19 protein-coding genes are annotated in these 23248 nt (G+C 65.0%); 12 read left to right on the top strand and 7 right to left on the bottom strand.

The annotated features are described in order from the left end of the window. Positions 1 to 14: 14 nt before the first annotated feature. Genes ABXS05_RS11495 through ABXS05_RS11505 form a run of 3 tightly spaced genes read right to left on the bottom strand, consistent with a single transcriptional unit; the run spans position 15 to position 2849 of the window. Positions 15 to 1133 (bottom strand): ABC transporter permease, encoded by a 1119-nt coding sequence (locus tag ABXS05_RS11495; RefSeq protein WP_367624009.1) that lies wholly within the window; start codon positions 1131 to 1133, stop codon positions 15 to 17. Beyond that, the gene (locus tag ABXS05_RS11500; RefSeq protein ID WP_367624010.1) at positions 1130 to 2059 is read right to left on the bottom strand and encodes an ABC transporter permease; all 930 of its coding nucleotides are present in this window, start codon (positions 2057 to 2059) and stop codon (positions 1130 to 1132) included. Before ABXS05_RS11500 ends, ABXS05_RS11495 begins: the two co-directional genes overlap by 4 nt. Then, a complete protein-coding gene (locus ABXS05_RS11505; RefSeq protein WP_437178652.1) occupies positions 2049 to 2849 on the bottom strand; it encodes an ABC transporter ATP-binding protein in 801 nt (266 codons plus the stop codon). The genes ABXS05_RS11500 and ABXS05_RS11505 overlap by 11 nt, the downstream gene beginning before the upstream one ends. 464 nt (positions 2850 to 3313) lie before the next feature. Between ABXS05_RS11505 and ABXS05_RS11510 the strand changes: the two genes are divergently transcribed. The 3 genes from ABXS05_RS11510 to ABXS05_RS11520 all read left to right on the top strand — a co-directional run bounded on the left by ABXS05_RS11510 (position 3314) and on the right by ABXS05_RS11520 (position 6768). Next, the gene (locus ABXS05_RS11510) at positions 3314 to 4018 is read left to right on the top strand and encodes a GAD-like domain-containing protein (RefSeq protein ID WP_367624012.1); all 705 of its coding nucleotides are present in this window, start codon (positions 3314 to 3316) and stop codon (positions 4016 to 4018) included. A 142-nt stretch (positions 4019 to 4160) separates the two neighbouring features. Then, entirely contained in the window at positions 4161 to 4820 is a 660-nt protein-coding gene (locus tag ABXS05_RS11515) for a dihydrofolate reductase family protein (protein ID WP_367624013.1), read from the top strand. Between the two features lie 346 nt (positions 4821 to 5166). After that, positions 5167 to 6768, top strand: a complete 1602-nt coding sequence (locus ABXS05_RS11520) for a phosphoenolpyruvate carboxykinase (protein WP_367624014.1) — start codon at positions 5167 to 5169, stop codon at positions 6766 to 6768. Positions 6769 to 6877: 109 nt separating this feature from the next. On the opposite strand, the gene ABXS05_RS11525 is transcribed toward ABXS05_RS11520, so the two are convergent. Further along, complete coding sequence (locus ABXS05_RS11525; protein WP_367624015.1) at positions 6878 to 8293, bottom strand: amidase; 1416 nt, start codon at positions 8291 to 8293, stop codon at positions 6878 to 6880. 95 nt (positions 8294 to 8388) lie between these two features. On the opposite strand from ABXS05_RS11525, the gene ABXS05_RS11530 reads away from it, so the two are divergent. After that, entirely contained in the window at positions 8389 to 9159 is a 771-nt protein-coding gene (locus ABXS05_RS11530; RefSeq protein WP_367624016.1) for a helix-turn-helix transcriptional regulator, read from the top strand. An 11-nt stretch (positions 9160 to 9170) separates the two neighbouring features. Here ABXS05_RS11530 and ABXS05_RS11535 read toward each other — a convergent pair whose 3' ends face one another. After that, positions 9171 to 10508 carry an APC family permease gene (locus ABXS05_RS11535; RefSeq protein ID WP_367624017.1) on the bottom strand — a complete coding sequence of 446 codons (1338 nt, stop codon included), beginning with the start codon at positions 10506 to 10508 and terminating at the stop codon, positions 9171 to 9173. A gap of 133 nt (positions 10509 to 10641) precedes the next feature. Then, the gene (locus ABXS05_RS11540; protein WP_367624018.1) at positions 10642 to 11631 is read right to left on the bottom strand and encodes an AraC family transcriptional regulator; all 990 of its coding nucleotides are present in this window, start codon (positions 11629 to 11631) and stop codon (positions 10642 to 10644) included. Positions 11632 to 11914: 283 nt separating this feature from the next. On the opposite strand from ABXS05_RS11540, the gene ABXS05_RS11545 reads away from it, so the two are divergent. The 8 genes from ABXS05_RS11545 to ABXS05_RS11580 all read left to right on the top strand — a co-directional run bounded on the left by ABXS05_RS11545 (position 11915) and on the right by ABXS05_RS11580 (position 21620). Continuing rightward, positions 11915 to 12682 carry a 3-hydroxyacyl-CoA dehydrogenase gene (locus tag ABXS05_RS11545; RefSeq protein WP_367624019.1) on the top strand — a complete coding sequence of 256 codons (768 nt, stop codon included), beginning with the start codon at positions 11915 to 11917 and terminating at the stop codon, positions 12680 to 12682. Between the two features lie 60 nt (positions 12683 to 12742). Further along, positions 12743 to 13927: an acetyl-CoA C-acyltransferase gene (locus ABXS05_RS11550; protein WP_367624020.1), complete on the top strand. Its 1185-nt coding sequence runs from the start codon at positions 12743 to 12745 to the stop codon at positions 13925 to 13927. A 142-nt stretch (positions 13928 to 14069) separates the two neighbouring features. Then, positions 14070 to 15791: an AMP-binding protein gene (locus tag ABXS05_RS11555; protein ID WP_367624021.1), complete on the top strand. Its 1722-nt coding sequence runs from the start codon at positions 14070 to 14072 to the stop codon at positions 15789 to 15791. 138 nt (positions 15792 to 15929) lie between these two features. Continuing rightward, a complete protein-coding gene (locus ABXS05_RS11560; protein ID WP_311933321.1) occupies positions 15930 to 17426 on the top strand; it encodes a CoA-acylating methylmalonate-semialdehyde dehydrogenase in 1497 nt (498 codons plus the stop codon). A 157-nt stretch (positions 17427 to 17583) separates the two neighbouring features. Then, on the top strand, positions 17584 to 18726 hold the full coding sequence (locus ABXS05_RS11565; RefSeq protein ID WP_367624022.1) for an isobutyryl-CoA dehydrogenase: 1143 nt from the start codon (positions 17584 to 17586) through the stop codon (positions 18724 to 18726). Next, positions 18726 to 19808: an enoyl-CoA hydratase/isomerase family protein gene (locus ABXS05_RS11570; RefSeq protein WP_367624023.1), complete on the top strand. Its 1083-nt coding sequence runs from the start codon at positions 18726 to 18728 to the stop codon at positions 19806 to 19808. The genes ABXS05_RS11565 and ABXS05_RS11570 overlap by 1 nt, the downstream gene beginning before the upstream one ends. Positions 19809 to 19826: 18 nt before the next feature. Further along, on the top strand, positions 19827 to 20837 hold the full coding sequence (mmsB, locus tag ABXS05_RS11575) for a 3-hydroxyisobutyrate dehydrogenase (protein WP_496204186.1): 1011 nt from the start codon (positions 19827 to 19829) through the stop codon (positions 20835 to 20837). 9 nt (positions 20838 to 20846) lie between these two features. Then, on the top strand, positions 20847 to 21620 hold the full coding sequence (locus tag ABXS05_RS11580; protein WP_367624025.1) for an enoyl-CoA hydratase: 774 nt from the start codon (positions 20847 to 20849) through the stop codon (positions 21618 to 21620). 110 nt (positions 21621 to 21730) lie between these two features. Here the strand turns inward: ABXS05_RS11580 and ABXS05_RS11585 are convergent, their stop codons facing one another. Further along, positions 21731 to 23227: a CoA-acylating methylmalonate-semialdehyde dehydrogenase gene (locus tag ABXS05_RS11585; protein WP_367624026.1), complete on the bottom strand. Its 1497-nt coding sequence runs from the start codon at positions 23225 to 23227 to the stop codon at positions 21731 to 21733. Positions 23228 to 23248: the final 21 nt, after the last annotated feature.

Genomic DNA, 23248 nt, shown 5'->3' on the forward strand with positions numbered 1-23248 from the left:
AACCTCGTCCTGCGTCACGCGCGCCGGTAAGAGGGATGCCAAAACGTCACGGCCCGCTCGATGACAGCGATGAGGCCATAGAATAGGGAGCCGGCCACCATGGCCACGGCGATCTCGGCCCAGACGATGTCGGTCTGCGACAGCGCCGCCTGGGTGTTGATGCGAAAGCCCATGCCGATGGTGGGGCCGTCGAAATATTCGGCGACGATCGCGCCGATCATCGCCAGGGTCGAATTGATCTTCAAGCCGTTGAAGATGAAGGGCATCGCAGCGGGAAGACGCAGGCTCACCAGCGTCGACCAATAGCTGGCGCCGTAGGAGCGCATCAGGTCGCGCTCCAGGGAACCGCTGGCTGCCAGGCCCGCCACCGTGTTGACCAGCATCGGAAAGAAGGTCATCGCCACCACGACGGCCGTCTTGGAGGGCCAGTCATAGGTGAACCACCAGATCATGATCGGCGCGATGCCGACGATGGGCAGGGCCGAGACGACATTGCCGAGCGGCAGCAGCCCACGCCGCAGGAAGGGGACGCGGTCGGCCACCAGCGCCACCAGGAAGCCCGAGCCGGAGCCGATCAGCCAGCCGAGCAGGACCTCGTGCAGGAAGGTCCAGACGAAATCGGTGGCAAGCGTATTGGCCTGCGCCACCACCGCCTGGCCGATGGCCGAAGGCGGCAGCAGGATGATGGGGGAGATGCCGAAACCGACGACCAGCCACTCCCAAAGGATCAGCAAGGTCGCGCCGAACAGGATCATCGGCGCGAGATTCCGCCAACGTGAGGTGCGGCGTGCATCACCGGTATTGGCGATCATGTCCACCAGCATCCAGGCGGCAAGCCACAGCCCAATCGCCTTCAACCAGAAGCCCCAGTTGGCCACCCCTGCGACGCCTGGTGAGTGGACAATTATCGTCAGGGTGACGACGGCGGCAAAAGAAAGCGGAAGTAGACTAAAAAGCCATCCACCATAGCGCTTCCCATGAAGGCTGGCCCCCAAATAGAGAACCCCAACGATATAGACTGAGCTGACCATCTGAATCGAAATGGCATCGGTGTCATCGCCCAAAGGGAAAAGGGCACTTACAGCAATAAGCGCTGCTGCAATAAGCCATCCGCGCGATTGGAAGGCCGTCATGCCTGCTCTCCTTTCACGCCCATTCTCGCCAGAGTACGACGCTCGATCAGGCCGATCAGCCCGATCAGGGCCGCCGAGAGCAGCGCCGCGGTGAACAGGGAAGCCCAGAGCACCAGGCGCAGATTGTTGTACTGGTAGCCGGCGAGCAGGCGCGAGCCGAGCCCGCCCTGGGCGCCGGTCGGCATCTCGGCGACGATGGCGCCGACGATGCAGCCGGCGATGGCGATCTTCAGGCTGGCGAACATATAGGGTGTCGCCGCCGGCCAGCGCAGCTTCCAGAAGGTCTGCCATTTCGAGGCGTCATAGGTGCGCATCAGATCGAGCTGCATCAGGTCCGGCGACATCAGCCCCTTCACCATGCCTACCGTCACGGGAAAGAAGCAGAGATAGGTGGCGATCAGGGCTTTCGGCACCAGGATGGGCGCGCCGAGCCGGCCGGTGATCGCGGTCAGCAGCGGCACCAGCGCCAGGATCGGGATGGTCTGAGAGACGATCACCCAAGGCATCAGGCTCTGGCGCATCGAACGGTAATGCACGATCAGCACCGCCAGCACGATGCCGAGCACGGCACCGAGCACGAAGCCCGACATCGCCGAGGAAAGCGTGATCAGGCCATGATAGACGAGGCTGCGGCGGCCCAGAGGCGGCTCGAAGAACAGGCCCTGCACCATGGTCATGATGATCTGGTGCGGCGCGGCGAGGTTGCCGTCCGGCAGATTGATGGCGGCGATGAACTGCTCGATCAGCGGACGGCTGGCGGCATCGGGCATGGCACGCTGCAGCGCTGAGCCGTTCATCGGCAGGCAGGCGAGATACCACACCGCGAAAATCGCGAGCACGACCACGGTCACTGGACCCGCCTTGCCGGCCATCAGGCGGCTCCCCAGCGAGGGCGCGGTACGGGCGGCAAGCACCTCAGTCGTCATAGGAGTGCCCTGCCCTGAGGCCGTCGCGCACACGATGGGCGACTTCGAGGAATTCAGGCGTCTCGCGGATGTCGAGCGTGCGGTCGCGCGGGAAGTTGCAGTCGATGATGTCGATGATACGGCCGGGCCTGGGCGACATCACCACGATCTTGGTGGACAGGTACACCGCCTCGGGGATGGAATGGGTGACGAACACCACCGTCTTCCTGGTGGTGCGCCACAGATGCAGGAGCTGGTCGTTGAGCTTGTCGCGGACGATCTCGTCGAGCGCTCCGAACGGCTCGTCCATCAGCATCAGCTTGGGATCGAAGCACAGCGCCCTGGCGATCGAGGCACGCTGCTGCATGCCGCCGGACAATTGCCAGGGAAATTTCTTCTCGAAGCCCTTGAGATTGACCAGTTCGAGATTGCGGGCCGCCCTCTCCTTGCGCTCGGCGGCGGGAAAACCCATCACCTCCAGCGGCAGCATGACGTTGCGCTCGATGGTGCGCCAGGGATAGAGCGCCGGCGCCTGGAAGACATAGCCGTAATGCCGCCCCAGCCGCGCCTGCTCCGGGGTCAGGCCATTGACCTTGATCGAGCCGGAGGTCTGGCGCTCGAGATCGGCGATGACGCGCAGCAAGGTGGTCTTGCCGCAGCCCGAAGGCCCGATGAAGGAGACGAAATCGCCTTCATTGACGGTGAGATCGACCTTGGAGAGCGCATAGACCGGCCCGTCCCCGGTGTCGAAGGTCAAGGAAAGATCCTCGACCGCAATCACGGGTTCGCCGGCGGCCGTTCGTTCCCTCACGGCACCAAGCTTCCGATCCACGCCCTCAACCTGCATGCCGGCTCTACCTCTGGTTCGTCCCCGGCGAATACGGTGAACCGTTCCGCCCTGCTCGCCCCCGTTCACAGCAATGATCGTGCCACTGCGACGAGAGTCTCTATTTTATCACGTTACCGGCTCGCCGCCCCGGTTGGAATATTTCAAACCGAGCCGATTGCCACTTGCGAGCAAAAAAGCGGGATCATCTCCTGCTCTTCACCACTCCGGAGGGCAACCCCGGATTGCCCGTGCGGCTGGCAGCAATATTGACCTTATGGACAAAAAATAGGCAACCCCATTTGGAAGAGATTTAAGGAAGCGATTGTCCGCACCGCTCCATGAGCCTCCCCCAATCGAAGCTGGCCGCCAAACTCCTAATTGCCAGGAATCTTCCGTATCGTCACATTGCAGGCCTCGCACGCAACACCGGGCAGGAAGGCTTCCCTATGCGCATCCTCATGATTCTGCTCGGCTTGCTGGGCCTGCTTGCTGCGCCCCGGCCGAGCCTTGCCCAGGATGGATCGAAGGACTTCCAGGCCTTTCTGAGCGACTTCCCGCCCGGCAATGACGTACGCCCCTTCCACGGTGAACTGTCGCCGGCGCTGAAGGAACACGTCCATCCCAGATTGATCGAGTTCTGGCAAAGGGTCGGCTTCGGGTCCTTCGGCAATGGCTTCATCACTTTCCTCGATCCACGCGAGGCCGAAACGATGCTGGCCCGCTGGCTGCTGCTCCAACAGCCCGACCCCACGCGAGTCCCCATTGCGCGCACCGCCTTCGGCGACCTGATCTATTTTCGGGACCTGCGGCAGAGGGCCGCCGAAAACGGGCTCGAAGCCAATTGGAAGAACGGCAGCGACGTGGTCTTTCTCAGCATCCACTATCGCGGCAGTTCGGCCATCACCTGGTCCGTGGACGACTTCTTCACCAAGGATCTCAAAGCCTTCCTGCAGGAGAATCCGCGCGCCTTCTACGAACTCTATTCGACGGTCAACCAGCGGCCGCTCTCCCCTGGCGAGTGCTTCTATTTCGCGCCGGCCCTTGCCCTCGGCGGCCAGGCAACCAAGGCATCCGTCGGGCGTGGCGACTGCCTCGTTCATCAGGAGATCCTGCTGCAATTGGCTCTTTCCTCCGGTGCCTCGCGCAAGTGACCACGCAGGACGGCAGGGAACGGACGAAATAATTCACTCCTTGTCGGGAGAAGGCCCTCCCGTCCGTCCTTGGGGCAGAGTGCGATGCCGCCCCGCATCGCGTCTTCCCATCCAAACCATGGCAACCAGAGGACATCTTCCCATGCGCAAGATCATCGGCGGCATATTCCAGTCTCTCGACGGTGTGATGCAGGCCCCCGGCGGCCCGCCGGAGGACCCGACCGGTGGCTTCGAACTCGGCGGCTGGTCGGCGACCTTCTGGGACGGCACGATGGGCACGGCGATGGGTGGCCTGTTCAGCAATCCCTTCGACCTGCTGCTCGGGCGCAAGACCTATGAGATCTTCGCGGCCCACTGGCCCTTTGTCGGTCCGGAGGATCCCATCGGCCCCGCCTTCACCAAGGCGGCCAAATATGTGGTCACGCACGGCAGCGAGCCCTTCGAATGGCAGAACAGCCATCGACTCGCCGACATCGCCGCCGTCGCCGAGGTGAAACAGAGCGAAGGGCCGGACATCCTCGTCCAGGGCAGCACGACGCTCTACCCCCAATTGCTGGCCGCGGGCCTCATCGACCGGCTTTTCATCATGACCTTCCCGCTGGTACTCGGCAAGGGCAAGCGCCTGTTCGGCACAGGCACGCCGTCCGGCGCCCTGAAACTGACCAGCCACGAGGTTTCGAGCACCGGCGTTATCATCGCCACCTATGAACCAGCCGGATCCGTGCCAATAGGCACCTTCGAACTTGCCGAGCCAAGCCCGGCGGAAATCAAACGTCGCGAGCGCATGAAGCGCGAAGACTGAAGCCGAACAGGCTTTTCGGCGCCTTCGGGCGGACGACGCCGTAAATTTCAATGATCTCTCAAAGTATTAGACGGCTTCGAGGCGCTCGCGGACCTTTCCGCGTGCGCTGTTCGGCGTCATTTGTCATATCAATACCGATGCCGGCCACGATCCTGCGACCGATGCATTTCGCCGCAACATTCGCATGACACGTCCACGGGTCTGCCGTGCTAAGGTCGCATTTGAATGGGAAGCAGCCGCCCTCCCGCCGCTCTCGACGCGGCGATGAACGATTGTTGCGGTACTGCCCGTGAGAACAGGGCCGGGCCATGAAGCCTGGAGACCGGCAAATATGAGGAAGCGTGATATGAAACTTCATGTTGTGGAAGGCGGAGCCAAGGACGAGATCGAGCCGATCCAGTTCAACAATCTCGGCGCGCTCCACGCCAATCTCGACGAACCTTCGCTTGTCGAAGTCGCGATTCGCCGCGGCGAGGGCCTGCTCAGCCCCGGTGGCGCCCTGGTCGTCGATACCGGCAGCCATACCGGCCGCTCCCCGAAGGACAAGTACATCGTCCGCGAGCGCGAGACCGAGGACTCGATCTGGTGGGCCAACAACAACGCGATCTCCCGCGCCGCCTTCGATACACTGCTGGCCGACATGCTCTGGCATGCGACGGAAAAGCAGCTCTTCGTGCAGGACCTGCATGCCGGTGCCGACGAGGACAACGGCATCAAGGTCAAGGTCTATACCGAGCTTGCCTGGCACAGCCTGTTCATCCGCAATCTCCTGATCCGCCCCTCCGCCGACGACCTCGCCGGGTTCTATCCCGACCTCACCATCATCGACATGCCGAGCTTCAAGGCCGACCCCGCCAAATACGGCCTGCGCTCGGAGACGGTGATCGCCTGCGATTTCACCCGCGGCGTCGTCCTGATCGGCGGCACGGCCTATGCCGGCGAGATGAAGAAATCGGTGTTCTCCTACCTCAACTACATCCTGCCCGCGCGCGGCGTCATGCCGATGCATTGCTCGGCCAATGTCGGCCCCAGCAGCGTCTCGGCCCTGTTCTTCGGGCTCTCGGGCACAGGCAAGACCACCTTGTCCGCCTCCCCCGACCGCTCGCTCATCGGCGATGACGAGCATGGCTGGGGCCCGAACGGCATCTTCAACTTCGAGGGCGGCTGCTACGCCAAGACCATCAATCTCGACAAGCAGGCCGAGCCGCAGATCTTCGCCGCTTCGCAGCGCTTCGGGGCGGTGCTCGAGAACGTCGCGATGAACCCGATCACGCGCAAGCTCGACTTCACCGATGGCCGCAAGACCGAGAACACCCGCGCCGCCTATCCGCTGCATTTCATCGAGAATGCCTCGGCGTCCAGCGCTGCCGGTCATCCCGGTACGGTGGTGATGCTGACGGCGGACGCCTTCGGCGTGATGCCGCCGATCGCCCGCCTCACGCCGGAGCAGGCGATCTACCACTTCCTCTCGGGCTTCACCGCCAAGCTCGCCGGGACCGAGCGCGGCGTGACCGAGCCGCAGCCGACCTTCTCAACCTGCTTCGGCGCTCCCTTCATGCCGCGCCATCCGGTCGAATATGCCCGCCTGCTGAAGGAGTTGATCGACAAGCACCAGGTCTCCTGCTGGCTCGTCAACACCGGCTGGACCGGAGGTGCCTATGGCACCGGCCGCCGCATGCCGATCAAATGGACCCGCACCCTGCTCAACGCTGCCCTCGATGGCAGCCTCGACAGGGCCAAGTTCCGCACCGACCGTCATTTCGGCTTCCAGGTTCCGACCGCGGTGGACGGCGTGCCAAGCCACGTGCTCGATCCCTTCAAGTCCTGGGCGGACAAGGCGGCCTATGAGAACCAGGCCCGCCGCCTGGTCGGCATGTTCACCGAGAACTTCAAGCAGTTCGAGGTGGCGGCCGACGAGACGACCATGAGTGCAGCTCTCGGCGCCTGACCTGCCGGGCCGAAAAACGGCTCCCGGCTTTTGGCTGGAAACGATACAGCGGTGATTTCAGAAGCGGCGGCTCCATCGAGCCGCCGCTTTGTCTTTCTGCACGATGGTTCTATCGCGACGACGCCAGGACCTTTTCCATGCCCAGCGCAATGGCGAGGACGTCCTCGTCCGCGTACCGGCGCCCGACGATCTGCAGGCCGACCGGCATGACGCCGGCGCGATCGACCGGCAGGGAGAGAGCCGGGCATTGCGGCAGGAGATTGAAGGGGCACGTCATGTCCAGTCCCTTCAGGCGCCCGTCCGGCAGGCTCTCGGCAAAGTCGTCATCGGTCAGTTCCACCGGGGGTGCCACGATGGCGCAGGTCGGGCACAGCAGGGCATCATAGCTTTCGAACAATCGGGCCATGTCCCGCCACATCGCCGTGCGCAGCAATTCAGTACGCTTGTACTGCGTGGCGTCCATGGCCAGGCCCTTTTCGATCATCGCCACCACGGCCGGATCCATGCGTCCGCGCCCTGCGGCAAGACGCCCCCCGAAATAGGCCGACATGAAGACGCACCAGATGTCGAACCACTGGTCGACCACGGCCCGGCTCCAGCCGATCGGGATCTCGTCGACGACGGCCCCTGCCCCGCGAAGGTCCTCAACCGCGCTGCGAATGGCCATCTCCACCGCCGGCTCGACGGCATAGAAGCCAAGGTCGAGCGAGAAGGCGAAACGCCGGCCGGCGAGGCCCGCCTTACGTGCCCGCATGCCGTCGAAGGGAAGCGGCAGGGACTGGATGTCCTCGTCGCTCGACCCGGCCGTCGCGGCCATGAAAGCGATGGCATCTTCGACGCTGCGCGCGAGAGGCCCGAAATGCGAGATATTGTCGAAAACACTTGGCAGGATCGTCATCGGGATGCGCCCGAGGCTCGGCTTGAAGCCGACCACACCGCAGAAAGCGGCGGGGATGCGCACAGAACCGCCCATATCGGTTCCCTCCGCCATCGGCACGACGCCCATGGCCACGGCGACGGCCGATCCCCCAGAGGACCCGCCGCTCGTGCGCTCGGGGTCCCGGGGATTGCGTGTTACGCCCCAACGCGGGCTCTGCGTGAAGCTGGAGAATGCGAATTCCGGCGTGGTGGTCTTGCCGATCAGAATGCCCCCTGCAGCCTCCAGGCGGCGGACGCACAGGGCGCTCTCGGTAGGAACAGGATCTCCGCTCGTCCAGGAACCCAAGGTGGTGAGATCGCCTGCCGTCGGCGTCATGTCCTTGGCGGCGAAGGGCACGCCATGCAGGGCTCCCAGGGACTGTCCAGCCCTGGCGGCCTCATCCGCCTGATGAGCACTGGCAAGGGCATGCTCGTGCCGCAGCAATGTGAAGGCATTCAATTCAGGTTGGCACGCCTCGGCCCGGTGCAGGGCTTCCGCCACCACCTCCACGGCATGGAAGCGCTGCCGCCGAATGCCGTCGGCGATCGCGTAGGCCGGCAGGTCGAGTGGATGGGTTCGGGATGTTGTCGTGCCGGCCAGATTCATCGTCTTCTCCATTCCGGCTTGTTGCAGGCCTGAGGCGGGCGCATAGGGTTGGCAACCAGTCCATGCGTCTTTGCAGGGAAGTTCGAGGGAGCACCATGCCGCCGCCATTCCAGGACTGGAACCGCCGTCTCGCCGATGCCGTCGAGTCCATCGGCTCGCCGGGCTTTCCGGCGGCGCTGCAGGCAGTCCTGCGCCTGATCGCCCCTTTCGAGATGATGAACGGCTTTCGCTATGCGCCGGACGGGCGCGCGCATGATCTCCACAACCCGCCCGACCTCATCGATCGCGGCATCATCGTCGATCAATACCTGTCCGGCGCCTATGTGCTCGATCCCTTCTACGACGCCGTCCGGGGGAGCGATGCCGATTGCCTGATCGTCATGCAGGACCTGGCACCCGATCATTTCAGGCAATCCGAATATTACCGGGTCCACTATGCCGCGACGACCATCAGGGACGAGATCGGCTTCGTGCTTGATCTCGGCAGCGGACATGTCGGCGTACTCTCGATCAGTCGCCTCGGCACGAACCCGCTGTTCCGCCGCCGCCAGATCGAGCAATTCGGCGACGTCGCAGAACTGATCTGCCGCCTGGCTGAACGGCACTGGCGGACCGTACGCCCGCCCTCCCCCTCCGGTGAGGCACTCCCCTCGGCGGCCATCGCCCATCCCCAGTTGACGCCGCGCGAGCGGGAAATCGTGGCGCTGATCCTGAAGGGGCATTCGAGCCTCTCCATCGGCGCCGTCCTCTCTCTGTCCCCCGAAACGATCAAGGTGCATCGCCGCCACATCTACGCAAAGCTGAAGATATCGAGCCAGGGGCAGTTGTTCCGCCTGTTCCTGGCCGGGCAATCTTCCGCAGCCTGAGCAGTGCCTGCTCAGGCTGCGTCCTCCACGAAGTCCATTTCGGGCGGGGCCTGGCTGAACATGCGCGTCAGATAGGCGAGATAGGCCGCCCCCAGCGCCAGCCAGATCAGGCCGAGCCATTTGGCGTGGGCATCGAGATTGAGGAGCAGATAGAGGTCGCAGGCCGCCGCGATGGCTGGAAGGATCACGCCCATCAGCACGCCCAGCGGCCTGACGCCTTCATGCCCGCGCAGATAGAGAGCGATCACGGAGAGATTGACCGCCGTGAAGGCCAGGAAGGCGCCGAAATTGATGAAGGAGGTCGAGGTCGTGACATCCATCCAGATCGCAGCCAGTCCGACCAGGCCGACGAAAGCCAAGTTGGCGAGGGGCGTCTGCCATTTCGGATGCAGGCGGGCGAACAGGCCGCTAGGCAGCACGTTGTCGCGGCCCATGGCGTAGAGAAGGCGGCCGACGCTGGCCTGGGCAGCCAGGCCCGAGCTGAATTGCGCCAGGACGAGCGTCGCCAGGAAGATCACGACGAAGAAGTCGCCGCCGATCTTCTGGGCGATCTCGTTGCCGGCGGCATCGACGGAGGCGAACTCGAAGCCGGGATGGGCCAGTTGGATCACATAGCCCGCCGCCACGAAGATGGCGCCGCCGGCCAGGGCCACGATCAGGATGGCTCGCGGGATGGTACGGCCGGCATCCTTGGTCTCCTCCGTCAGCGTGGAGACGGCATCGAAGCCGAGGAAGGAATAGGCGGCGATGGCAGCCCCCGCCACCGAAGCGGAAAAGGGCACGTTCGCCTGGAAGAACGGCGCCGCAGCCGCCAGGCCGCCGGTCCCGCTCGCCGCGGCGACATAGCGGGCCGCCAGCAGCATGAAGGCGACGACGACGGCGAGCTGCACCAGCATCAGCACGAAATTCACCCGGCTCGCGAAGGCGATGCCGAGGATGTTGATCACGGTGGTGGTGAGGATGAAGGCCACGATCCAGACCCAGCTCGGCACGGCCGGAAAGGCGGAGGACAGATAGGCCGCGCCGATCAGCCAGATCACCATAGGCAGGAAGAAATAGTCGAGCAGGACGGCCCAGCCGACCAGGAAGCCGACACCGGAGCTGAGGGATCGGCGGGCATAGGTGTAGGCAGAGCCGGCCACGGGATAGACCCGGGACATCACGCCATAGCTCAGGGCAGTCAGCAGGATGGCGCCGGAGGCGAGCAGATAGGACATCGCCGTGGTGCCCTGGCTTGCTGTCGCCAGCGGCCCGAACGTGCCGAACACGATCATCGGCGTCATATAGGCCAAGCCGAATAGTACCACCGACCACAGGCCCAACGCCCTGTCCAATTTCACGTCCTGCATCGCCGCTCTCCCCTGGTGACAAGTTCGCCGGTCTGCCGGCGTCCGCCCTATCGTTGTGTCCGGGAAGCTTGTGCCGATGCCGGCGATCGAACAATAACCCCAAGGAGTTATGACGAAACCGGAAACCCAGCCGTCATTTGGTGCGGGAGCGGCGGAACTCGCCCGGGCTCATGCCGGCCCATTTATGGAAGGCGCGGTGGAAGGCGCTCGGCTCGGTATAACCGAGATCGGCGGCAACCTGGCCGACCGGCTTGGTGGTGCGGGCCAACCAGTCCAAGGCCAGCTTGCGGCGGATCTCCTCCTTGATTTCGGAGAAACTCTCGCCGTCTCCAGCCAGATGGCGCCGCAAGGTTGGTTCGGACAGGTTCAGCTTCACGGCCATCTGCGCAAAGGAAGGCCATTCGGCCGGGGGAAGCTCGCGCAGCAAGCGCCGCGTGGCGGCAGCGGCACCGCGGTCATAGCGATAGCGCCCCAGAATGTTGGCCGGTGCCCCGGTGATAAAGCCCTGCAGCGTCTTTTCGGTCTGGCGGACCTTGAGCGCCAGCATGTCGCGGTCGAAGACCAGCATGGTTTCGGGCCGCTCGAAGCTGACGGGGGTGCCGAAGAAATCGCGATGGTCCTCGCGTCCGGCCGGCAGGGACCCGCGATAATGCAGCTCGCGGATCTCGAGCTGGCGCTTGACCAGCCAGCAGACGACGCCGTGCAGCAGCAGGAAATAGGTACGATAGGCGAAGGGCAGGCGCGGCGGGGATATCTCGCGCAGAATTACCCGGGCGAGCGCTCCCTCGATGACCAGCTCTCCCTTGGGCTCGGCGAGCATCAGGTTGAGGAAACGCAGGCTGCGCCTGACGGCGTGCTCCAGCGTCTGGCTGGAGATTACCGCGTGGCAGAGCATGGCGAAACTGCCTGGCGCCATCGGGCGAGCGCCGAAGCCGAAATATTCGCATTGCATGATCTGCGCGATGCTGAGCCACAGGCGGCCATATTGCTCGGCCGACAGGCGAAAGCCCGGCAGGTCAAGTTCGCTCTCGCGGAAGCCGCCCGCCTCCAGCGCCGGCGCAAGATCGAAGCCGCCGCGCCGCAGGGGCTCGAGCGTATCCTGGATGAAGCCGAGGCCGATCACGGATCGCGTCCCACGAATGAAGGCGAACGATCGGTGTGTCGATCTCCAGATCGACATTCTGTCACTCGGCAAAGACGTCGTTGCCAAGACGGTCGATCTGGAGATCGACCCTCCAATTCCGCGCCAAATCTTGCAAAGTTGGCGTGCATACCCATCCCGACAATATGGCAAAACCGATCACGCTTTTAAGCATGAAGGGTCATCGAATGCCACCGCCCACGCGCGTAATATCATTGCCAACGACAACGGCTCTCAAAGAGCCGAACGGGGAGAGTTCCGCGCCATGCAGATCCAAGATCGCGTCTTCCTGGTGACCGGTGGAGCGTCCGGGCTCGGCCATGCGGTGGCCGCCGATTTGGTGAACCGCGGCGGGCGCGTCCTCCTCTGCGATCTCAATGCCGAAGCCGGCGAGAAAGCCGCTGCCGCGCTGGGGCCTGCGGCCCGCTTCCAGCGCACCGATGTCGCCAGTGCCGAGGATGGGCAAGCTGCCGTCGACGCCGCACTTAGCGCCTTCGGCCGGCTCGACGGCCTCGTCAACTGCGCCGGCGTCGCGCCCAGCGAGCGCATCGTCGGACGCAACGGTCCGCATGATCTCGAGCGCTTCGCCCGCACCATCCAGATCAATCTGATCGGCACCTTCAACATGACGCGGCTTGCCGCCCGGGCGATCTCCGCCAACGCGCCCGGCGAGGACGGCGAACGCGGCGTCATCGTCAACACCGCTTCGATCGCCGCCTATGACGGCCAGATCGGCCAGGCCGCCTATGCCGCCTCCAAGGGCGGCGTCGCCAGCCTCACTTTGCCGGCGGCCCGCGAACTCGCTCGCTTCGGCATCCGGGTCGTCGCCGTGGCGCCCGGCGTGTTCGAGACCCCGATGATGCAGGCCATGCCGCAGGAGGTCAGGGACTCGCTGGGTGCGACCGTGCCCTTCCCGCCCCGCCTCGGCCATCCGCAGGAATTCGCTGCCCTGGTCTGCCACATCGTCGAAAACCGCATGCTCAACGGCGAAATCATCCGGCTCGACGGCGCCCTGCGCATGGCGCCGCGCTGATCGACCACACACATCGCCGAAATCGGCGTAAAATCCTCCTTCGCAGAAAGGGACCATGAGATGAATGACCCTGTCGTGATCGTCGGTTTCGCGCGGACCCCGCTCGGTGGTTTCCAGGGGGCCTTTTCCAGCCTGCCGGCGGCACGCCTCGGCGCAGCCGCTATCTCGGCGGCGGTGTCCCGGGCCGGGCTGCCCGCCGAAGCTGTCGAGGAGACCGTGTTCGGCTGCGTGCTCAGCGCCGGCCAGGGCCAGGCTCCGGCCCGCCAGGCCGCGCTGGGTGCGGGCCTGCCGATCTCGACACCCGCCACCACCGTCAACAAGATGTGCGGCTCGGGCATGCAGGCCGCCATGCTCGGCCACGATTTGATCGCCGCCGGCACGGCTGGCGTGGTGGTGGCCGGCGGCATGGAGAGCATGACCAACGCCCCCTATCTGCTCGACCGGGCGCGAGGCGGCTATCGCATGGGCCATGGCAGCGTGAAGGATCACATGTTCCTGGACGGGCTCGAGGATGCCTATGAGAAGGGACGGCTGATGGGCACCTTCGCCGAGGATTGTGCCGAGGCCTATCAGTTCACCCGTGAGGCACAGGATGAATTCGCGCTGCGATCGCTGAGCCGAGCCCAGGCCGCCATCCGCGACGGGCGCTTCGACAGCGAGATCGTGGCCGTGACCGTCGGCTCGGGCAAGACGGAGCAGGTGGTCGGCGTCGACGAGCAGCCCGGCAAGGCCCGCCCCGACAAGATCCCGACGCTGAAGCCGGCCTTCCGCGAGGGCGGCACGGTGACGGCGGCCAATTCGAGCTCGATCTCCGACGGCGCCGCCGCCTTGGTGCTGATGCGCCGCTCGCAGGCGGAAAAGCGCGGCCTCAAGCCCCTCGCCGCGATCGTCGGCCATGCCAGCCATGCCCAGGAACCGAATCGCTTCGCCACCGCCCCGATCGGCGCCATGCGCAAATTGTTCGATCGCACCGGCTGGACGGCCGGCGAGGTCGATCTGTTCGAGATCAACGAGGCCTTCGCCGTGGTGACGATGGCGGCGATGCGCGACCTCGATCTGCCTGGCGACAAGGTCAATGTGCATGGCGGCGCCTGCGCCCTCGGCCATCCGATCGGTGCCTCCGGCGCGCGCGTGCTGGTGACGCTGCTGGCCGCCCTCGAAAGCCACGGTTTGAAGCGCGGCGTGGCCAGCCTGTGCATCGGCGGCGGCGAAGCGACCGCGATGGCGGTGGAACGGCTGGTCTAGTCACAACTGAAATACTTGCACTGGAGCGCGGACATCCTGTCCGCTCTTGGAAGCGCGGTTTTTGGGGCAAGCAAGAGCGGACATCGCGACATGACAGCATGTCGCTGAGATGTCCGCGCTCCAGGGAAACGAGGAAACCTTCATGCCCGATTTTCGGCAGGCTCGTGACTTTCTGCTCAAGCATCGCACGGATTATGAGACGGCTCGCGCCGGCTTCGGCTGGCCGGATGAGCCCCACTTCAACTGGGCGCTCGATTGGTTCGATGCCGAGCTCGCCACCGCTGCCGAAAGCCGGGACCGCACGGCCCTGTGGATCGTCGACACCGCAGCCGGCATCGACACCAAATTCAGCTTCGGCGAGCTCAGCCGGCGCTCCAACCAGGTGGCGAATTTCCTGCGCGCCCAGGGTCTGAAACGCGGTGACCACGTCCTGGTGCTGCTCGGCAATGTGCCGGCGATCTGGGAGACAACGCTGGCGGCGATCAAGCTCGGCCTGATCCTGATTCCCGCCACCACCTTGCTCACGCCGGACGAGCTCGCCGATCGCTTCGACCGCGGCAAGGCCCGCGCCATCATCGCCGAGCGCGACCAGCTCGCCAAATGCGAAGGCGTCGCGCCGCCGGAGGTGAAGCGCATCGTCGTCGGCCCCGGCAGCGAGGCCGGCTGGGTCGCCTATGCCGGAGCCTTCGACCAGTCCACCACCTTCACGCCGGATAGCCCGACCAACCCGCACGATCCGCTGCTGCTCTATTTCACCTCCGGCACCACCGCCAAGCCCAAACTGGTGCGCCATTCCCAGCGCAGCTATCCCATCGGCGCGCTCTCGACCATGTACTGGCTCGGCCTGCAGCCGGGAGACGTTCATCTCAACGTGTCCTCGCCCGGCTGGGCCAAGCATGCCTGGAGCTCGTTCTTCGCGCCCTGGAATGCCGGCGCCACGGTGCTGGTGATCAATCAGCCGCAATTCAGCGCCAAGGTGCTGCTGCGCGAACTCGAACGCTGCCAGGTCACCACGCTTTGCGCCCCGCCGACCGTCTGGCGCCTGCTGATCCAGGAGGAGCTCGCCACCACCAAGGTTTCGCTGCGCGAGGTGTGCGGGGCCGGCGAGCCGCTCAATCCGGAAGTGATCGAACGGGTCCGCAACGCCTGGGGACTGACCATCCGCGACGGCTATGGCCAGACCGAGACCACGGCCCAGATCGCCAATTCGCCCGGACAGCCGATCAAGATCGGCGCCATGGGCCGCCCCCTCCCCGGCTACGACATCCGCATCCTCGATGCCGACGGCAAGCCCGCCACGGAAGGCGAGGTCTGCCTGCCGCTCGGCGACACACGCTCGGCCGGTCTGATGCAGGGATACCAGAGCACCGACGGCAAACTCGGAGGCTTGGAGGGCGAGGTCTACCATACCGGCGACGTCGCCTTCATCGACGAGGACGGCTATCTCACTTTCGTTGGCCGGGCCGACGACGTCTTCAAATCCTCCGACTACCGCATCAGTCCCTTCGAGCTCGAAAGCGTGCTGATCGAGCACGAGACGGTGGCCGAGGCTGCCATCGTGCCGGTGCCCGACCCCATCCGCCTGTCGATCCCCAAGGCCTATGTGCTGCTGGTCGGCGCAGCCGAGCCGTCACGCGAGACGGCCCTGTCGATCTTCCGCTACACCAATGAGCGTCTTGCCCCCTTCAAGCGCATCCGCCGCATCGAATTCGTCACCGAATTGCCCAAGACCATCTCCGGCAAGATCCGCCGCGTGCAGCTGCGCCGGCTGGAAGTGGAGGAAGACACGCAAAGCCCGTTCCGGGGCGTCGAATTCGCCGAGACCGATTTCCCGGAGATGGCATCGGAGAGGAAGCGCGCATAGGGTTGCGGCAGCGGCATTCCGGGTGCGCGGACGTCTCGTCCGCTTCTTGCTCTCGGCAGACACTACGTTTCCAAAAAGCGGACGAGACGTCCGCGCACCCGGAAAGACAATTTTCACAACACGATGAAGGACCAGGCCATGCGACAGATCGGACATTTCATCGCCGGCAAGCGCGTCGAGGGCACCAGCGGCCGTTTTGCCGATGTGTTCAATCCCACCACCGGCGATGTACAGGCCAAGGTGGCGCTCGCCAGCAAGGCCGAGCTGCGGGCGGCTGTCGAGAACGCCCGCGAGGCGCAGGCAGTCTGGGCCGGCTGGAACCCGCAGCGGCGCGCCCGCGTGCTGATGCGCTTCCTCGAATTGATGCGGGACGAGCATGACAGCCTGGCCGAACTCCTGGCGAGCGAGCACGGCAAGACCGTGCCGGATGCCAAGGGCGACATCCAGCGCGGCCTCGAAGTGGTCGAGTTCGCCATCGGCATCCCGCATCTACTCAAGGGCGAATATACAGAGAGCGCCGGCACCGGCATCGACGTCTATTCCCTGCGCCAGCCGCTCGGTGTCGTCGCAGGCATCACGCCCTTCAACTTCCCGGCGATGATCCCCTTGTGGAAATGCGCGCCGGCACTGGCCTGCGGCAACGCCTTCATCCTCAAGCCGTCGGAGCGCGATCCCTCCGTACCGATCCGCATCGCCGAATTGTTCGTCGAGGCCGGCCTGCCGGCGGGCGTGTTCAATGTCGTCAACGGCGACAAGGAAGCAGTCGACGCCATTCTCGACGACGAGGACATTCGCGCCGTGGGCTTCGTCGGCTCGACCCCGATCGCCGAATACATCTATGTCCGCGCCGCCCAGACCGGCAAGCGGGCCCAGTGCTTCGGTGGCGCCAAGAACCACGCCATCGTCATGCCGGATGCCGACATGGACCAGGTGGTCGATGCGCTGATCGGTGCCGGCTACGGTTCGGCGGGCGAGCGCTGCATGGCGATTTCCGTCGCCGTTCCCGTCACCAAGGCCACGGGCGACGCCCTGATGGAAAGGCTGATCCCGCGGGTGGAATCGCTCAAGATCGGGCCTTCCAACGACGGCTCCGCCGATTACGGTCCGCTCGTCACGCGCGAGGCGGTGGAGCGCGTCAAGCGCTATGTCGAGATCGGCATCAACGAGGGCGCGAAACTGGCCGTCGACGGCCGCAATTTCCGCCTCCAGGGCTATGAGAATGGCTTCTTCATGGGCGGCTGCCTGTTCGACGAAGTCAAGCCCGAGATGACCATCTACAAGGAGGAGATCTTCGGGCCGGTGCTCTCCGTGGTGCGTGCCGATACCTACGAGGAAGCACTCGCTTTGCCGACTAAGCATTCCTATGGCAATGGCGTAGCCATCTTCACCCGTGATGGCGACGCTGCCCGCGACTTCGCCGCCAGGGTCAATGTCGGCATGGTCGGCATCAACGTGCCGATCCCGGTGCCGATCGCCTACCACACCTTCGGCGGCTGGAAGCGCTCGGGCTTCGGCGACCTCAACCAGCACGGCCCGGATTCGATCCGCTTCTACACCAAGACCAAGACGGTGACCTCGCGCTGGCCGAGCGGCATCAAGAGCGGCGCGGATTTCTCGATCCCGACGATGCGGTAGCACTCTCCACCCTCCCCTGGAGGGGGAGGGTCGGACGAAGTCCGGGGTGGGGTGACTATCTCGACTGTCGCGGTTCTCACCCCACCCCGACGCTGCGCGTCGACCCTCCCCCTCCAGGGGAGGGTATAGAACGCGCCCTTCCAACAAGGCGACCACCATGGATTTCGAACTCAGCGACGAACAGGCGGCGATCCGGGAGATGGCGGCCGGCTTCGCGGCGGAGGCGATCGCCCCGCACGCCCTCGAATGGGATCAGAACAAGCATTTCCCCATCGACACGCTCAAGGCGGCGGCCGGGCTCGGCATGGCCGCGATCTATGTGCGCGAGGATGTCGGCGGCTCCGGCCTCACCCGTCTCGATGCGGCACTGATCTTCGAAGCCCTGTCCTTGGGCTGTCCGGCCGTCGCCTCCTTCCTGTCGATCCACAACATGTGCGCCTGGATCATCGATGCCTACGGCTCGCCCGAGCAACGCAGCCAGTGGCTGCCGGCGATGACCGGGATGGAGATGATCGCCAGCTATTGCCTGACCGAGCCCGGCCATGGCTCGGATGCCGGCAATCTCGCGACCCGGGCGGTGCGCGATGGCGACCACTATATCCTCAACGGCCAGAAGCAGTTCATCTCCGGCGCCGGCGCCAGCGATCTCTATATCGTGATGGCCCGCACCGGGGGCGAAGGCCCGAAGGGGATCTCCACCTTCATCGTGCCGAAGGACACGCCCGGGCTTTCCTTCGGCGCCAGCGAGAAGAAGATGGGCTGGCATGCCCAGCCGACGCGCGCGGTGATGTTCGAGAATGTCCGGGTTCCCGCCGCCAACCGCATTGCCGAAGAGGGCCAGGGCTTTCGCATCGCCATGGCGGCGCTCGATGGCGGGCGCCTCAACATCGCCGCCTGTTCACTCGGCGGCGCCCAGGCGGCTCTCGACAAGGCGATCGCCTATATGGGCGAGCGCAAAGCCTTCGGAAGGAAGATCTCGGACTTCCAGGCCCTGCAATTCCGCCTTGCCGACATGGCGACGGAACTGGAAGTGGCGCGCACCTTCCTGTGGCGGGCGGCCAGCGCGCTCGATGCCAAGAGCCCCGAGGCGACGCGCTTTTGTGCCATGGCCAAGCGCTTCGTCACCGATGCCGGTTTCGAGGTTGCCAATCAGGCGCTGCAGCTTCACGGTGGCTATGGCTATCTGAGCGAATATGGCGTCGAGAAGATCGTCAGGGATCTCAGGGTGCACCAGATTCTGGAAGGAACCAACGAAATCATGCGCGTGATCATCGCCCGTGCCCTGCTGGGGAGCCGCTGATGGCAGCAGAGGAAGGGCTTCCCCAGTTCGAAACATCTGCGGACGTCATCGTCGAGCGTGTCGGCTCGCTCGGCCGCATCCGGCTCAATCGCCCCAAGGCGATGAACAGCCTCACACACGCCATGGTGCATCTGATCGCACCGGCTCTCGACGCCTTCGAGAAGGACGCTGTCATCGCGGCCGTGCTGTTGACGGGGGAAGGCGAACGCGGCCTGTGTGCCGGCGGCGACATCCGCGCCCTCTACGAAGGCGAGCGCACGCCCGACGGCACGGGCGCGCAATTCTGGCGCGACGAATATCGTGTCAATGCCCGCATCGCCCGCTTTCCCAAGCCCTATGTCGCCGTGATGGACGGCATCACCATGGGCGGCGGCATCGGCCTATCAGCCCATGGCGCCCACCGCATCGTCACCGAACGCAGCCGCATCGCCATGCCCGAGGTCGGCATCGGCTTCGTGCCGGATGTCGGCGGCACCTGGCTGCTCGCCCATGCCCCTGGGGAGATCGGCACCTACCTCGCCCTCACCGGCGAGGCGATCGGACCTGCAGACGCTATTTATGCCGGCCTGGCCGATGTACAGATCCCGCTGGCCGGCATTCCCGCGCTGATTGACGAGCTGACACAGCTCACGCCGGGAACAGGCAATGCGGCAATCCATACCTTGCTAGCAAAACACGCCATGCAGCCCGAAACCGCTCGCCTTGCCGGGCATCGTGCTCTGATCGACCAATGCTTTGCCGGCTCTTCCGTCGAAGCCATCCTGCAAGCTCTCGAAGCGGATGGCACGCCCTTCGCCCTGAAGACGCGAGACCTCATCGCCTCCAAATCGCCGACCAGCCTGAAGCTCACCTTCCGGCTGATCCGGCTCGCTCGCGAGGCCGAGGGCCTGGAAGAGTGCCTGGAGCGGGAATTCGCCGCCGCCGTCGCGGTGGCGCAAGGCCATGATTTCTACGAGGGCGTGCGGGCAGCCATCATCGACAAGGATCGCAATCCGCGCTGGTCGCCGCCGAGCCTCGCCGAGGTCGACGATGGCAATATCGAAGCCTGGATCCAACCGGTGGCGGACCGGGTGTTTGGATAATGGCGACGGCAGGGGCAGATTCCGGTTGCGCAGACGTCTCGTCCGCACCTTCTCGCCCTAGAACTCAGCGTTTCCAGGAGCGGACGAGACGTCCGCGCACCCGGGAACACCTACAATCGCTCTATCGAGAAGGAGTCCCCAATGGCCAGCAGCAAGATAGGGTTCATAGGCCTCGGCCACATGGGTGGGCCGATGGCGGCCAATCTGGTGAAGGCGGGCCATCAGGTACGCGGCTTCGACCTGTCCCCGGCCTCGCTCGAGACGGCGCGCGGTAATGGCATCATCATCGCGGCCTCCGCCGCGGAAGCAGTCGAGGACGCCGACGCGGTGATCACCATGCTACCGGCCGGCGCTCATGTGCTGAAGGTGTGGTCTGAGCTGGTGAGTCTCGTGCCGGCCGGTGCCCTGCTGATCGACAGCTCCACCATCGATGTCGACAGCGCCCGCAAGGCCCATGACATAGCCGCCGGACGCAAACTCGCCGCCGTCGATGCACCCGTCTCCGGAGGCGTCGGCGGCGCCAAGGCCGGCACGCTGACCTTCATGGTCGGCGGAGCCGACGAGGCCTTCGCCCGAGCCGAGCCTCTGCTCGCCGTGATGGGCAAGCGCGTGGTGCATTGCGGCACCGCCGGCGCCGGCCAGGCGGCCAAGATCTGCAACAACATGATCCTCGGCATTTCGATGATCGGCGTCTGCGAAGCCTTCGCACTTGGCGAAAAGCTCGGCCTGTCGCAGCAGGCGCTCTACGACGTCGCCTCGACCTCTTCGGGCCAGTGTTGGTCCCTCACCACCTATTGCCCCGTCCCCGGGCCGGTGCCCACCTCCCCCGCCAACAACAACTACCAGCCGGGGTTCGCCACAGCCCTGATGCTCAAGGATCTCAAGCTCGCCCAGGCAGCGGCCAACTCGGTGGGCGCCAATACGCCGCTTGGCGCTGAGGCGGCCCAGCTCTATTCCCTGTTCGACGGCCTCGGCCACGGTACCGAGGATTTCTCCGCTATCATCCGGTTGCTGCGCGGCAAGCATTGAGGACCAGACATGACTTATGAGACCATCATCACCGAACAGCGCGGACGCGTATTGCTGATCACGCTCAATCGCCCCGAGGCCCTCAACGCCCTCAACCGCAAGCTGGCCGGCGAGCTCCTGGCGGCCACCCAGGCGGCGGACGCCGATCCCGGCATCGGCTGCCTGGTGATCACCGGCTCCGCCAAGGCCTTCGCCGCCGGCGCCGACATCAAGGAGATGCAGGCCCAGAGCTTCGTCGACATGCACAGCAGCGACTGGTTCGCGGAATGGAACCATTTCGCGGCCTGCCGCAAGCCGAAGATCGCTGCCGTAGCCGGCTATGCTTTGGGCGGCGGCTGTGAACTCGCCCTGATGTGCGATTTCATCCTGGCCGCCGACACCGCCAAATTCGGCCAGCCCGAGATCAAGCTCGGCGTCATCCCCGGCATGGGCGGCAGCCAGAGGCTGGTGCGCTCGATCGGCAAGTCCAAGGCGATGGAACTGTGCCTCACCGGCCGCCTGATGGACGCGGCGGAGGCCGAGCGCTGCGGCCTGGCCTCGCGCGTCGTTCCGGCTGCCGATCTCGTCGAGGACGCGGTGAAGACGGCCGATACCATCGCCAACATGTCGCTGACGGCCAGCATGGTGATGAAGGAAGCGATCAACCAGGCCTATGAACTGCCGCTCGCCAGCGGCCTCACCTTCGAGCGCCGCGTCTTCCAGGCCCTGTTCTCGACCGAAGACCAGAAGGAAGGCATGGCCGCCTTCGTGGAAAAGCGTCCGGCGCAGTTCAACCGGAGGTAATTTCCCCGGGTGCGCGGGCATCCTGCCCGCATCTTCCTAAACCCCAAACGCAATATTTGCGGATGAGAAGGGCGGGCAGGATGCCCGCGCACCCGGGAATATGCCTCCCCTCAGTTCGTCGAGGGGAAGTTCAGGTTCACGCCGGAGCGGATGCCGGTTGGCCAGCGTGCCGTCACGGTCTTCAGGCGGGTGTAGAAGCGCACGCCCTCCATGCCGTAGATCGAGTGGTCGCCGAACAGCGAGCGCTTCCAGCCGCCGAAGGAATGGTAGGCGACCGGCACCGGCAGCGGCACGTTGACGCCGACCATACCGACCTCGATGCTGTCGGCGAAGGCGCGGGCCGCATCGCCGTCACGGGTGAAGATGGCGGTGCCGTTGCCATATTCGTGGTCGTTGATCATCTTGGTGGCATGCGCATAGTCGCGGGCGCGCACCATGGAGAGCACCGGCCCGAAGATCTCTTCCTTGTAGATCGACATCTCTTCGGTGACGTGATCGAACAAGGTGGCGCCGACGAAATAGCCGTTCTCATAGCCCTGCAGCTTGAGCCCGCTACCATCGACCACCAGCTTGGCGCCTTCGCGCACGCCGGCGTCGATATAGCCGAGCACCTTTTCCTGGTGCTGCTTGGTGACCACCGGCCCCATCTCGGCCTGCGGATCGGCGGCGGGGCCGACCTTGAGCTTGTTGATGCGCGGCAGGAGATGCTCGACCAGCGTATCGGCGGTCGCATCACCGATCGGCACCGCCACCGAGATCGCCATGCAGCGCTCACCGGCCGAGCCATAGGCGGCCGAGACCAGCGCATCGGCGGCCTGGTCCATGTCGGCATCCGGCATCACCACCATATGGTTCTTGGCGCCGCCGAGGGCCTGGCAGCGCTTGCCGTTGGCTGCGGCGGTCGCATAGATGTACTGGGCGATCGGGGTCGAGCCGACGAAGCTGATGGCCTTGACGTCGGGATGGTGCAGCAGCGCGTCGACGGCTTCCTTGTCGCCGTTGACGACGTTGAGCACACCCTCGGGCAAGCCGGTGTCGAGGAGGAGCTGCGCCACCAGCAGGGCAGCGGAGGGATCACGCTCGGACGGCTTGAGGATGAAGGTGTTACCGGCCGCGATCGCCACCGGATACATCCACAGCGGCACCATGGCCGGGAAGTTGAAGGGCGTGATGCCGGCGACGACGCCGAGCGGCTGGCGGTCATTGTGGGTGTCGATGGCCGGGCCGACATTGCGGCTGAATTCGCCGGCAAGCAGATGCGGGATGCCGCAGGCGAATTCGACGACCTCGATGCCGCGCTGTACTTCGCCCAGAGCGTCGGAATGGGTCTTGCCATGCTCGGCCGAGATCGCCTGGGCAATCCTGTCGGCATTGGCCTCGAGCAGTTCCTTGAACTTGAACATGTAGCGGGCGCGCTTGAGCGGCGCGGTGGTCGACCAGGCCGGGAAGGCCTTCTTGGCCGCCTGCACGGCGGCGTCGACGTCCGCGGTCGAGGACAGGCCGAGTTCGCCGCTCTGTTCGCCGGTGGCAGGGTTGAACACGGGCGCGAAGCGTCCGCTGGTGGTAGCGGTCTGCTTGCCGCCGATCAGGTTGTCGATACGGGCCATGGGGTTTCCTCTGAAAAATAG

The organism is Labrys neptuniae (assembly GCF_040797145.1).
Taxonomy (GTDB): domain Bacteria; phylum Pseudomonadota; class Alphaproteobacteria; order Rhizobiales; family Labraceae; genus Labrys; species Labrys neptuniae.

Excerpts from the sequence above, each read along its gene's own strand:
- ABXS05_RS11495 (WP_367624009.1), bottom strand. The coding sequence starts at position 1,133 with ATGACGGCCTTCCAATCGCGCGGATGGCTTATTGCAGCAGCGCTTATT.
- ABXS05_RS11500 (WP_367624010.1), bottom strand. The coding sequence starts at position 2,059 with ATGACGACTGAGGTGCTTGCCGCCCGTACCGCGCCCTCGCTGGGGAGC.
- ABXS05_RS11510 (WP_367624012.1), top strand. The coding sequence starts at position 3,314 with ATGCGCATCCTCATGATTCTGCTCGGCTTGCTGGGCCTGCTTGCTGCG.
- ABXS05_RS11515 (WP_367624013.1), top strand. The coding sequence starts at position 4,161 with ATGCGCAAGATCATCGGCGGCATATTCCAGTCTCTCGACGGTGTGATG.
- ABXS05_RS11520 (WP_367624014.1), top strand. The coding sequence starts at position 5,167 with ATGAAACTTCATGTTGTGGAAGGCGGAGCCAAGGACGAGATCGAGCCG.
- ABXS05_RS11525 (WP_367624015.1), bottom strand. The coding sequence starts at position 8,293 with ATGAATCTGGCCGGCACGACAACATCCCGAACCCATCCACTCGACCTG.
- ABXS05_RS11530 (WP_367624016.1), top strand. The coding sequence starts at position 8,389 with ATGCCGCCGCCATTCCAGGACTGGAACCGCCGTCTCGCCGATGCCGTC.
- ABXS05_RS11535 (WP_367624017.1), bottom strand. The coding sequence starts at position 10,508 with ATGCAGGACGTGAAATTGGACAGGGCGTTGGGCCTGTGGTCGGTGGTA.
- ABXS05_RS11545 (WP_367624019.1), top strand. The coding sequence starts at position 11,915 with ATGCAGATCCAAGATCGCGTCTTCCTGGTGACCGGTGGAGCGTCCGGG.
- ABXS05_RS11550 (WP_367624020.1), top strand. The coding sequence starts at position 12,743 with ATGAATGACCCTGTCGTGATCGTCGGTTTCGCGCGGACCCCGCTCGGT.
- ABXS05_RS11555 (WP_367624021.1), top strand. The coding sequence starts at position 14,070 with ATGCCCGATTTTCGGCAGGCTCGTGACTTTCTGCTCAAGCATCGCACG.
- ABXS05_RS11560 (WP_311933321.1), top strand. The coding sequence starts at position 15,930 with ATGCGACAGATCGGACATTTCATCGCCGGCAAGCGCGTCGAGGGCACC.
- ABXS05_RS11565 (WP_367624022.1), top strand. The coding sequence starts at position 17,584 with ATGGATTTCGAACTCAGCGACGAACAGGCGGCGATCCGGGAGATGGCG.
- ABXS05_RS11570 (WP_367624023.1), top strand. The coding sequence starts at position 18,726 with ATGGCAGCAGAGGAAGGGCTTCCCCAGTTCGAAACATCTGCGGACGTC.
- ABXS05_RS11580 (WP_367624025.1), top strand. The coding sequence starts at position 20,847 with ATGACTTATGAGACCATCATCACCGAACAGCGCGGACGCGTATTGCTG.
- ABXS05_RS11585 (WP_367624026.1), bottom strand. The coding sequence starts at position 23,227 with ATGGCCCGTATCGACAACCTGATCGGCGGCAAGCAGACCGCTACCACC.